The following is an 11,615-nucleotide window of genomic DNA, read 5'->3' on the forward strand; positions in this document are numbered from 1 at the left end:
CGAAGTATCGCGAGCATCGCCTTCAGGGTAGAAGCCAGGCCACAGAGGCGCCATTGGTGCGCTCAGCGGTTCAATTGCACCTCGCGGTGCTGGCCATCGGCCAGCGACACCTGATGGATGATGATGTTTCGACGCCCGCTGGTGGGGTCGGCAACGCTGCCGGAGACGTAGAAGTTGCCGGACGGCAGGCCGCGCAGCAGGAAGTAGCCGTCGGCATCGGTGCGGGTAGTATGGGTATAGGCGCGGGCCCGCGGATCGGCGGGTTCCACCGCGCGGCCGGCCAGGGCCTGCTCGGCGGCCTCGGCGGAATAGGTGGTCACCGGTGCCACCGAGATCGTCTCGCCGGCGCCGGCCACGGTGCCCGATGCGGTGTTCAGCGTCAGGCGACCGCTGAGGGCGGCGTTGCCGGTCTTCTCCAGGGCCGCATATTGCTCGGCGGGAAAAGGCACCTGGCGCGGCACGCGTCCTGAGGGGGAGGGCGCGGTGTCGGGCGCTCGCTCGCCGATGTCGATGACCTCGGCGGGGCCGCCGCGTCGCGTGACGCCCTCCGGCGGCAGCATCTGGCAGCCGGTGAGGATCAGTCCCATCAGGATGGGTAGGTAGGGGTGTTTCATTGCACTCTCCCGTGACGGGTTGGCCCTGTGCGGGGAGAGAGCTTACCGCAAATGGCAAACGAAAGGGGCCACCGCCGTAGCGGTGGCCCCTTCGCAGCAGCGAGTCGCGGTCAGGCTTACTTGGCGGCCTTGGTGGCGGTCTCGGTGGCCTGCTTGACGTTCTCTTCGGTCAGCTTCTGGCTCTGCTGGACGAAGTCCTGCTGCAGGGAGACGACCTTCTCGGCATCGCCCTTGAGGCGCTCGGTCAGGTCCTTGGCGACCTTCTGCTGGCCTTCCATGTAGCTGCGCAGGCCTTCGGCGTCCTTGATGTCGAGCAGGGCGCGGAGCTGGGCCAGGCCGGTCTCGGTGTAGGCGCGGCCGGCCTCGAGCTGGGCGCTGGTCAGCTTCTCGGCGAAGTCCACGGACAGGCCGGCGTAGGCGCGGGCCGGGCCGAAGAACAGCGATTCGAACTGCTCGGTGAACTGCTTGGTGTCGAAGTTTTGCATCGTGTTCGCCTCCTGTGATGGCGTCCGTCTCGAAGGCCTGGGCGGGAATGCCGATGCCTTCTCTCGTCTGTTGCAGTGCACAATAGCAGTCGGTTTTGTGCAGTGCAACATCGCCGCGCACTTTTTCTTGCTCGCTTTTCCTTCCCCCGATAGCGGCGCGCCTTGCAAGAGGCCGGTGGCGGCACCATGGTGAGGAAGACATCTTCCCGGAGGAGCCGAACATGAGCGAGCATCGCATCGAGCGCGACAGCATGGGTGAACTGGAGGTGCCAGCGGAGGCCCTGTACGGCGCCCAGACCCAGCGCGCGGTGAATAACTTCCCGGTGTCCGGCCAGGCCATGCCGGCGCGCTTCATCCATGCCATCGCGCGGATCAAGCTGGCGGCGGCGCGGGTCAATCGCGACCTGGGGCTGCTGGATGAGGCGCGAGCCGAAGCGATCGTGGCCGCCGCCGAGGCGGTGATCGCCGGAGATCACGACGATCAGTTCCCGGTGGATGTCTTCCAGACCGGCTCCGGCACCTCCAGCAACATGAACGTCAACGAAGTGATCGCCCACCTTGCCAGCCGCGACGATCTCACGGTGGGCCCCAACGATCACGTCAACATGGGGCAGTCGAGCAACGACGTCATTCCCACGGCGCTTCACCTTTCGGCGGCCCTGGAAGTGACCCGCGAGCTGCGTCCGGCCCTGGTTCACCTGCACGAGACCATCGAGGTGCGTGCCTGCGAGCTCGACGGCGTGGTCAAGACCGGCCGGACGCACCTCATGGATGCCATGCCGCTGCGCCTGAGCCAGGAGCTCGGTGGCTGGTCGAGCCAGGTGGGGCAGGCCATCGAACGTTTCGACAGCGCCATGGTGCGACTGTGTCGGCTGGCCCAGGGCGGTACCGCCGTGGGCACCGGCATCAACGCCCATCCGGAGTTCGCCGAGCGGATGGCGCGGGACCTGAGTCAGCAGACCGGGCTGGCGCTTTCCCCCAACGACAGCTTCTTCGCCAGTCTCGGTAGCCAGGACGCCGCCGTGGAGCTTTCCGGGCAGCTCAAGGGATTGGCCTGCGTGATCATGAAGATCGCCAACGACCTGCGGTGGATGAACTCCGGACCGCTGGCCGGGCTCGGCGAGATCGAGCTCGAAGCGCTGCAGCCCGGCAGTTCGATCATGCCGGGCAAGGTCAACCCGGTGATTCCCGAGTCCGCCGCGCAGGCCGCGGCGCAGGTGATCGGCCACGACGCGGCGGTGACCGTGGCCGGTCAGAGCGGCAACTTCCAGCTCAACGTCATGCTGCCTCTGGTGGCCTACAACCTGCTGACTTCGATCACCCTGATGCGCAACACGGCGTGGCTGCTGGCCAATCGCGCCATCGCCACCTTCAAGGTGCGCGAGGATCACCTGCGCGAGCCGCTGTCGCGAAATCCGATCCTGGTCACCGCGCTCAACTCGGTGATCGGCTACGATGCCGCCGCGGCCATCGCCAAGCAGGCCTACCAGGCGGGGCGGCCGATCCTCGAGGTGGCCGAGGAGCAGACCGACCTCGACCGAGCGGAGCTGGAGCGACTGCTCGACCCGGCGGCGCTGACCCGGGGCGGCATCCCGGGTTAGGCATGGTCGGAAAAGTGACTGCGCTTGGCTATACGGCTGTCCCGAGAGCGCGTCAGCCGTCCTGCTCGCGCTCCCGGGCCTCCTCCACGGTCTCCCGGGCGTCGCGATGTTCTTCCTTCGTCGCCGTCGGGTTCTCATGCTCGTCGGCGCGCGAGGGGCGATAGCAGAGCGTGGTCAGGATCGGGAAGTGATCCGAACCGAAGCTCGGCAGGCGCTGCATGCGCCCAAGCGTGAAGTGCTCGCTGGCGAAGACATGATCGAGGGGCCAGCGCAGCAGGGCGTGCTGGGCGTGGAAGGTGCTGAACATGCCGCGCCCTCGGCGCGGGTCGAGCATGCCGCTGACCCGACAGAACAGCCGGGTACTTCGCGACCATGCCACGTCGTTGAGGTCGCCTGCCACCACGGTGGGCACGGGATCCTGATGGATCAGCTTGGCGACCAGCATCAGCTCGCCGTCCCGCCACAGCGATTCCTCGCTCTCGCTGGGTGCCGGCGGTCGGGGATGCAGGGCATGAAAGCGGATGCGGTCGCCGCTCTCCAGCTCGATGCCGCAGTGGATGGAGGGGATATCGTCCTGGATCAGCCACTTGACCTCGGGGTCGATGAGCGGCCGTCGCGAATAGAGATGCATGCCGTAGAGGTTGTCCAGGGGGACGCGCACGGCATGCGGCCAGCCGCTGCCGAGCCCCTCGTCGAGGCGCTGCCCCCACCAGTCATCGGATTCCAGGGTCAGGATCAGGTCGGGATCTCGGTCGCGAATGATCGCCAGCAGGGCGTCGCTGTGGCGGTTGGGCGTCAATACGTTGGCCACCAGCAGCGACAGGCAGCGATCCGGGCGGTCGCCCCGGGCGGCCTTCACCTGGACGGGCCACAGCGGCGTCCAGGGCAGCACGTAGCGCAGCTGCACGACGAGCACGGCGCAGCCCGCCGCGGCGATCCACGGGGTCTGGCTCGGATCGGCCAGGGGAGAGGCGAGGGCGCAGGCGGCTCCGCCAAGCCCGATCTGCAGGCGAGGAAACTCGCAGGCGCGCAGCCACCACCAATGACCGGGGACGCGGGCAATGAGGCTGGCCAGCAGCAGCATGGCGGTGATGCCGCCGAGTATCCATCCGAACATGTGCGTGATCTCCCCACCGTGCCCCGCCAAAGTGCGCGACGTCGCGCCCGTGGTTCGAGGGTACCGGCTCAGGGAGCCGGCGGCGAGGCGTGTCTGCCGGCATGATTGCTATCGGCAGGCGATGTCCGGCATCGCCTGCCATGTCTCGGGGCGGCGTTACTGCAGGGCGGATGCACGGTCCGCGGCGACGCGCTCGGCGGCGCGGTCGCGGGCGGCCTCGAGTTCGCTCAGGAACTCCTGGCCCTGCTCGCCGTAGTTCTCCAGGTACCAGTCGCGAATCGGCGCGGCATAGCTGCGAAACTGCTCCATCTCCTCCTCGGTGGGCGTATAGAGTTCCCCGCCCGACTCCCGCCATGCCGCGTACGCCTCGAGCTCCTTGCGCGGTTGCATGCCGAACTGCACCACCCCCATCAGTGCGGCAGCGTCGGCCACGACGCGCTGCTGCTCGGCGCTCAGAGACTCGAACTTCTGGTTGCCCATCAGCCACATCGACGCCATGTAGGCATGCCCATCCAGGGTGATGTACTTGAGCACCTCCTGGAAGTTCATGTTGGTGATGTCGGAGATCGAATTCTTGGTGCCGTCGACCACGCCGGTCTGCAGCCCGGTGTAGACCTCGAGCCAGGGCAGGGGCGTGGGGGAACCGCCCATTTCCCGCACCAGCCGCTGCTGGATCTCGGACTCGATGGTGCGAAAGCGCAGTCCCTCGACGTCCGCCGGCGAGCGGATCTCGTGCTCGGCGTTGGCGAAGTTTCGCCAGCCGCCGGTCTGGGTCATGGTCATCAGGCGGATGCCGCCGCCGGTGGACTCGAGGATCTCGCCGCGCAGGTAGTCGGTGAGTTCGGGGTCGGAGAGCATGCCCATGGCGGTGCGGTCGTCAGGGAAGGTGTAGGGGATGTCCATGCCCTGGATCGGCGGATAGATGCCGGCGACGCCGCCCGCGGTGGCGGTGAACAGGTCGACGATGCCGGCCTGCATGGCCTCGAAGCACTCGTTCGCCGAGCCGCACAGCTGGGGACCGACGAAGATGTTGACGTTGACCTCGCCGCCGGTGCGGCTCTCCACGTAGTTCTCGAAGACCTGGGCGGCGTCATACTCTTCGTCCTGCTCGTTGGCCAGCAGGACCAGGTTGAGGTCCACGGCGTGAGCCGCTGAGGCGGCGCCGAGGGTGGAGGCAAGCAGCACGGCGCGGGCGATGCCTGACGGCTTGAAGCTGGGGGTTTTCATTGTTGTGACCTCTTGGCGTGATGGATGAGTGGTGAGTGGTGCGTCGTTGGCGCTAGGCGACGTAGCCAAAGGCGCGTGGAATGGCGAGCACCAGGTCCGGCACATAAACCAGGGCGAACAGGATGCCGATCTCGACCAGGAACAGCGGCAGCATTTCCCAGGCAATCTTCTCGATTTTCTCGTTGCTGATGCTGCCGACCACGAACAGCACCAGGCCCATGGGCGGCGTGATCAGGCCCATGATCAGCGTCACGCTCATGACGACCGCAAAGTGGATCGGGTCGACGCCGACGCCGACCATGACCGGCGACAGGATCGGGCCGAGAATCAGGATGGCGGGGCCGGCATCCATGATGGTGCCGATGCCGAGCAGGAAGATGACGACCAGGAAGAACAGCAGGGCGGGATCGTCGGTGATGCCGAGGATGAAGCCGCTGACCAGCTGCGGCGTCCCCTTGAGGCTGACCAGTGAAGCAAAGGCGACGGCCGCGCCGACCAGCAGCAGCACCACTGCCGAGCTGAGCGCCGCCTTGCCGAACAGGGCCGGCAGGTCGCCAAGCTTGAGGTCGCGGGTCACGAACAGCCCGAGAATCAGAGCATAGAAGGCGGCGATGGCCGCACCTTCGGTGGGCGTGAAGATGCCGCCCACGATGCCGCCGATCAGGATCACCGGCGTCAGCAGGGGCATGAAGGCGGCGACGAACGCCTGCCACTTCTGGCGCCAGCTCGCCTTGGGCAGCGGCTCCGGAAATTCCTTGAAGCGGGTCATCACCGAGATGGCGATCATCAGGCCGACACCGATCAGGATGCCGGGCACGATGCCGCCGGCGAACATCCCGGCGACCGAGACGTTCATGATGAAGGCATAGAGGATGAAGATGCCGCTCGGCGGGATGATGCTGGCGATCACCGCCGAGGCGGCCGTCACCGCCGCCGAGAAGCGATTGGTGTAGCCCGACGACTTCATGGCCGGAATCATCACCGAGCCCAGCGCCGAGGCGTCCGCCACCGCCGAGCCGGAACCGCCGGCCAGCATCAGCGAGGAGGATACCGACACCTGACCCAGGCCGGCACGGCGGTGGCCGATCAGGGTCTCGGCGAAGCGCACGATGCGCGAGGTGACCCCGCCGGCCGTCATCAGCTCGCCGGCCAGGATGAAGAAGGGCAGCGCCATCAGCGGGAAGCTGTCGATGCCCGCGAACAGGCGCTGGAACAGCAGGTCGAGGAACATGACCTTGCCTTCCAGCACCAGGCTGATGCCCGGCGCGATCAGCATCAGAAAGACGATCGGCATGCCGGCGATCAGCAGCCCCGCGAAGATCCACAGATAGGCGAATGTCATGGTTCAGGCCTCCGCCTGGCGATGGTCGGGGTCCTGATCGCCGGCCGCGGCCTGCGGTGAGATCAGGGCATGAGCCGCGCGCAGCAGGCGCTCCAGGGAACACAGCGCGGTGAGGGCGAAGCTGAGAGGCAGCACGTAGTAGACCTGGGCCATGGGGATGCCAAGGGCCAGGCTCTGGGTGGTGGCGCCGCGCTCGATGCGGTCGAAGCCGAGCTGGATGCACCAGACGAGGGCGGCGAGGATGGCGGCCTCGATCAGTAGCTGCAGCAGCTGCCAGGGGCGGGAACCCCTGAACCATTCGGTGCACAGGTCGAGGCTTACGTTGAGCCCTTTCTTGTGGGCGGCCGGGAAGTACAGGAAGGCCATCCACACCATCATGTAGCGCGAGAGTTCCTCGGTCCAACCGAAGCTATCGCCCAGGGCGTAGCGATAGACGACGTGAACGATCATCACGGCCAGCATGGCGGCCAGCAGCAGCGTTGCCGCGTGACCCGCCCAGCGCGTCGTCAGCCGGTTGAGGCGATCGAGGAAGGATACGAGCGTTGGCATGCAGTGTCTCCGGGAGCCGCCTCGGCCGGGCGTGGCCTCGTCCAACGGCGGTCGCGTGTTTGTTGTCCGGTTGTCGGATCGCTGCGGCATCCGCTTTCGCAGCGCTACGAAATAGTAGGTATGCCCCAGGGGAGTGTCAAGCCGTGATGAGACGGTCGGGGAGGTCATCGTCGTTGAACTAAAGTCTTAATATCAGGGGGTTTTGGGAACGCTTGCCGTGTGCGTTCGGCGTCGGTGCTGGGGTTGGCCGGGGCGATGGATCGAGGCCATGACGAGTTGACACCGGGCCGGCGCTGACACAGTATTTCGTAGCGCTACGATTTTCGTCGCCATGGAGGCCATGGCGAGTCACCGAGAGGCAAGATGATGAACAAGGACCGACGCACCATCGACCAGCTGCGCAGTCAGCGCTGGTACAGTTCCCCGGACATGCGCGGCTTCGCACACCGGCAGCGCACCCAGCAGATGGGGCTGCGTCGCGAGGAGTTCATGGGCAAGCCGGTGGTCGGCATCCTCAACACCTGGAGCGAGCTGAGCCCCTGCCATGCGCACCTGCGGGATCGGGCCGATGCGGTCAAGCGTGCGGTGTGGGCCGCCGGCGGCTTTCCGGTGGAGCTGCCGGCGATGTCGCTCGGTGAGGTGATGGTCAAGCCGACCACCATGCTGTATCGCAATTTCCTGGCGATGGAGGCCGAGGAACTGCTGCGCTCGCACCCCCTCGATGGCGTGGTGCTGCTGGGCGGCTGCGACAAGACCACGCCGGGGCTGCTGATGGGCGCCATCAGCATGGATATTCCGGCGATCTTCTGTCCCGCGGGACCGATGCTCAACGGCAAGTGGAAGGGCAAGACCCTGGGCGCCGGCACCCACACTCGCAAGTACTGGGACGAGCTGCGCAGCGGCAACATCACCCAGGACGAGTGGGTGGACCTCGAGTCGCGCATGACCCGCTCCAACGGCACCTGCAACACCATGGGCACGGCCTCCACCATGACCTCCATCGTCGATGCCATGGGCCTGACCCTACCCGGCGCCTCGAGCATTCCGGCGGCGGATTCCGGCCACACCCGCATGGCCTCCGAGTGCGGCTCGCGCATCGTCGAGATGATCTGGGAGGACCTCAAGCCCTCCGACTTCCTGACCCGCGAGAGCTTCCTCAATGGCGCGCGCTGCTACATGGCCATGGGCGGCTCCACCAATGCCGCCGTGCATCTGATCGCCCTGGCGCGGCGGGCCAACGTGACGCTGACCCTCGACGACCTGGACGCCGTGGCCCGCCAGGTTCCGGTGCTCGCCAATATCTTTCCCTCGGGCGAGTACCTGATGGAGGACTTCTTCTACGCCGGGGGGCTGCCGGCGCTGCTCAAGCGGCTCGAAGGCCAGCTGGCGCTCGAGGCCCGTGGCATCTCCGGCAAGGCGCTGGGCGAATGGATCGCCCCGGCGGAGTGTTACGACGACGACGTCATTCGCCCCTTCGACCGGCCGGTCACGCCGGGCGCGGCCCTGGCCGTGCTGCGCGGCAACCTGGCGCCCAACGGGGCGGTCATCAAGGCCAGCGCGGCGAATCCGGAGCTGGCCCGACATCGCGGCCGTGCCGTGGTCTTCGACAACCATGCGGACCTGGTGGCGCGCATCGACGATCCGGCCCTCGACATCACCGCCGACTCGGTGCTGGTGCTGCGCAATGCCGGGCCCAAGGGGGCGCCGGGGATGCCCGAATGGGGCGCGCTGCCGATTCCCAAGAAGCTCCTGGCCCAGGGCGTCCGCGACATGCTGCGCATCTCGGATGCGCGCATGAGCGGCACGCATTACGGGACCTGCGTGCTGCACGTGGCGCCCGAGTCCTCGGTAGGCGGCCCGCTGGCACTGGTGCGCGATGGCGACGAGATCGAGCTGGACATCGAGGCCCGTCGTCTCGAGCTGTGCGTCGAGCCGAGCGTGCTCGAGGCGCGGCGCGAGGCCTGGCGAGCCCCGAGCCCGCGGATCGATCGCGGCTACACCGCGATCTTCCAGGAGCATGTGACCCAGGCCGATCAGGGATGCGATTTCGACATCCTCCAGAACGGTCAACGACAAGACGAACCCGAAATCTTCTGAGGTGACGACATGACGCTTCCCGTGAACCGCTTCAAGCAGTGGCTGGGCGAGTCCAGGGTACCGGTGGGGACCTGGCTGATGACCGCGAGTCCCAACGTGGCCGAGGCCATCGGCTTCGCCGGCTTCGACTATGTGGTGCTCGACATGGAGCACGTGCCGGTCGACGTGCCCCAGGCCATGGCCATCATGCAGGCCGTGGCCGGCACGCCGGCGGAGCTGGTGGTGCGCCTGCCCTGGAACGATCCGGTGATGGTCAAGCGGATGCTGGACAGCGGGGCCCAGACGCTGATGTTCCCCTACATCCAGAACGCCGAGGAGGCGCGCCAGGCGGTGGCTTCCACCCGCTATCCCGGGCGCGGCTTCCGAGGGGTGGCGGCGGTGCACCGCGCCAGCCGCTACGGTACCGTCAAGCGTTACCTCCAGGAGGCCGATCGCGAGATCGGCGTGATCCTGCAGCTCGAGACGCCGGAGGCGCTAGCGGTCCTGCCGGAGATCGCCGAGGTGGACGACGTCGATGCCGTGTTCGTCGGACCGGGGGACCTTTCCGCCGCCATGGACCATATCGGTGATATTCGTCACCCGGAGGTCCAGGAGGCGATCGCTGGGGCCGTGGCGGCCTGTCGGGCCCGTGACCTGCCGTGCGGCATCGTCGGCGCCGACCCGGCGCTGGTCGGCGAGTACATCGCCAAGGGATTCGCCTTCGTGGCCATCGGCTCCGACATGAGCCTGATGATGTCCCGGGCCCAGGAATACCTCGCCGCCGTGCGCGGCGAGAGCGCCGCCACCGAGAACAGCGGCGTCTATTGAGCATGGTCGAGACCCTCTCGCTGTCGTCGCCTCCCTGGCGTCTCTGCCTGGTGCCGTCCCTGGGCGGGGCCGTGTCGAGTCTCGGCCTGGCGGGGCGTGACGTGCTGCGGCCCCTGGAGGCCGAGCGGGCCGCAGCCGCCGAGGCGGTACGCCACAGCGGCGGCTACATGCTGGCGCCGTATTCCAATCGCATCGCCGACGCCGGTTTTACCTGGCAGGGCGAGAGGGTGCGGCTGGCGCGCAACTTCGGCGATCACCCCCACAGCCTGCACGGGTTCGCCTGGCAGCGCGCCTGGGCGGTGGAAGACCGGGACGTCAACGCCGCGAGCCTGGTGCTGGACCATCCCGGCGATGCCGACTGGCCCTGGCGCTGCCGGCTTCGCCAGAGCTGGCGGCTTGATGGTCGTCGCGTCAGCCTGGCGCTCGAGGTCGAGAACCGCGACGACCGGGACATGCCGGCGGGGCTTGGCTGGCACCCCTATTTCCTGCGCGATGGACTCGACATGGCGTTTCGCTGCGAGGGCGTGTGGCTGAGCGACGCCCGCCAGCTCCCGGAGCGTCATGTGCCCGTTCCCGCCGACTGGGACTACAGCGTCCGCCGCCCGGTGGGGGCGCCGGGCCTGGATCACTGCTTCACCGGCTGGGCGCGGGAGGCGCGACTGGCCTGGCCGTCGCGCGGCATCGCCGTGACCCTGACGGCCTGCGAAGCGTTGTCCCACCTGGTGGTATTCACCCCGGAAGAAAGCGACGTCGTCGGCATCGAGCCGGTCAGCCACGCCAACGATGCCCTCAACATGGCCGATCCGGCTGCGGCAGGAGTGCGTCACCTGGCGCCCGGCGAGCGGCTGGTCGGCCACATTCACCTGACAGGCGAGATCACATCATGACCGCTTCACCGTTCCGCTCCGTGCTGTTGGCCCGGGCCTCGCTGGGCGAATGCCCGGTGTGGGCCGGCGACGAAGGGGTACTCTATTGGGTGGACATCGAGGCGCCGAGCCTCAACCGCTTCGACCCCGCCAGCGGCGACAACACCGCCTATCCGCTGCCGGAACACATCGGCTGCATCGGCCGCCGCCGCGAGGGCGGCTTCATCGCCGGGCTGCGCTCCGGCCTGTGGCTGCTCGACGACCAGGCGCGGCCGCTGGAGTGCCTGGCCCGGCCGGTGTCCGACACCACGATCAGCCGCTTCAATGACGGCCGGGTCGACCCCTGGGGACGCTTCTGGGCGGGCACCATCCACGAGCCGCGGGACCTGCCCCTGGCCGGTCTTTACCGGGTCGACGCCGACCTCAGCTGCCGCCGACTGGCCGGCGAGGTGCTGGTGTCCAACGGCGTGGCCTTCAGCCCGGACCGTCGCTGGGCCTATCACTCCGATACGCCCAACCACGTGATCTACCGCTATCCGCTGGACCCGCAGAGCGGCGAGATCCTCGGCCCGCGCGAGGTGTTCCACCGCTTTCCCTTCGGCAACGGCCGGCCCGACGGTGCCGCCGTCGACAGCGAAGGATATTACTGGTCGGCGCTGTTCGAGGGCGGTCGCGTGGTGCGCCTGTCTCCCGAAGGCGAGCTCGTCGCCGAGTATCCGATCCCCGCCCGCTGCCCGACCATGTGCGCCTTCGGCGGCGAGGATCTCAAGACCCTCTACGTGACCAGCGCCCGTCACGGCCGACCGCCCGAAGAGCTCGCGGCCTATCCGCAGTCCGGGGACGTCTTCGCCATGCGTGTCGACGTCGCCGGCCGCCCCGAACCCCAATTCGCCGGCTGAGGCCGGCCCGC

At 67.7% G+C, this 11,615-nt stretch carries 11 protein-coding genes; 5 read left to right on the forward strand and 6 right to left on the reverse strand.

Annotated features, from left to right (window positions below):
• Positions 1–62 precede the first annotated feature (62 nt).
• Together FHR96_RS07305 and FHR96_RS07310 are read right to left on the reverse strand one after the other, a co-directional pair.
• Positions 63–614, reverse strand: coding sequence for a hypothetical protein (locus FHR96_RS07305; RefSeq protein ID WP_183387013.1), 552 nt, complete (start codon positions 612–614; stop codon positions 63–65).
• A 116-nt stretch (positions 615–730) separates the two neighbouring features.
• Positions 731–1,099 carry a phasin family protein gene (locus FHR96_RS07310; protein WP_183387014.1) on the reverse strand — a complete coding sequence of 123 codons (369 nt, stop codon included), beginning with the start codon at positions 1,097–1,099 and terminating at the stop codon, positions 731–733.
• A 221-nt stretch (positions 1,100–1,320) separates the two neighbouring features.
• Between FHR96_RS07310 and FHR96_RS07315 the strand changes: the two genes are divergently transcribed.
• On the forward strand, positions 1,321–2,700 hold the full coding sequence (locus FHR96_RS07315) for a class II fumarate hydratase (RefSeq protein ID WP_183387015.1): 1,380 nt from the start codon (positions 1,321–1,323) through the stop codon (positions 2,698–2,700).
• 52 nt (positions 2,701–2,752) lie between these two features.
• On the opposite strand, the gene FHR96_RS07320 is transcribed toward FHR96_RS07315, so the two are convergent.
• The 4 genes from FHR96_RS07320 to FHR96_RS07335 all read right to left on the reverse strand — a co-directional run bounded on the left by FHR96_RS07320 (position 2,753) and on the right by FHR96_RS07335 (position 6,935).
• Entirely contained in the window at positions 2,753–3,817 is a 1,065-nt protein-coding gene (locus tag FHR96_RS07320) for an endonuclease/exonuclease/phosphatase family protein (RefSeq protein ID WP_183387016.1), read from the reverse strand.
• Between the two features lie 156 nt (positions 3,818–3,973).
• A complete protein-coding gene (locus FHR96_RS07325) occupies positions 3,974–5,044 on the reverse strand; it encodes a TRAP transporter substrate-binding protein (protein WP_183387017.1) in 1,071 nt (356 codons plus the stop codon).
• A gap of 52 nt (positions 5,045–5,096) precedes the next feature.
• Positions 5,097–6,386: a TRAP transporter large permease gene (locus FHR96_RS07330; RefSeq protein WP_183387018.1), complete on the reverse strand. Its 1,290-nt coding sequence runs from the start codon at positions 6,384–6,386 to the stop codon at positions 5,097–5,099.
• Positions 6,387–6,389: 3 nt separating this feature from the next.
• Positions 6,390–6,935 (reverse strand): TRAP transporter small permease, encoded by a 546-nt coding sequence (locus FHR96_RS07335; protein WP_183387019.1) that lies wholly within the window; start codon positions 6,933–6,935, stop codon positions 6,390–6,392.
• Between the two features lie 363 nt (positions 6,936–7,298).
• On the opposite strand from FHR96_RS07335, the gene araD reads away from it, so the two are divergent.
• From araD to FHR96_RS07355, 4 genes are read left to right on the forward strand one after another with little or no spacing between them, the layout of a single operon-like run.
• On the forward strand, positions 7,299–9,032 hold the full coding sequence (gene araD / locus FHR96_RS07340) for an L-arabinonate dehydratase (RefSeq protein WP_183387020.1): 1,734 nt from the start codon (positions 7,299–7,301) through the stop codon (positions 9,030–9,032).
• 9 nt (positions 9,033–9,041) lie between these two features.
• Positions 9,042–9,839, forward strand: coding sequence for an HpcH/HpaI aldolase family protein (locus FHR96_RS07345; RefSeq protein WP_183387021.1), 798 nt, complete (start codon positions 9,042–9,044; stop codon positions 9,837–9,839).
• A 2-nt stretch (positions 9,840–9,841) separates the two neighbouring features.
• A complete protein-coding gene (locus FHR96_RS07350; RefSeq protein WP_183387022.1) occupies positions 9,842–10,726 on the forward strand; it encodes an aldose 1-epimerase in 885 nt (294 codons plus the stop codon).
• A complete protein-coding gene (locus tag FHR96_RS07355) occupies positions 10,723–11,604 on the forward strand; it encodes an SMP-30/gluconolactonase/LRE family protein (protein ID WP_183387023.1) in 882 nt (293 codons plus the stop codon). The genes FHR96_RS07350 and FHR96_RS07355 overlap by 4 nt, the downstream gene beginning before the upstream one ends.
• Positions 11,605–11,615 lie beyond the last annotated feature (11 nt).

The sequence above is a fragment of the Halomonas organivorans genome (genome assembly GCF_014192055.1).
Taxonomy (GTDB): domain Bacteria; phylum Pseudomonadota; class Gammaproteobacteria; order Pseudomonadales; family Halomonadaceae; genus Halomonas; species Halomonas organivorans.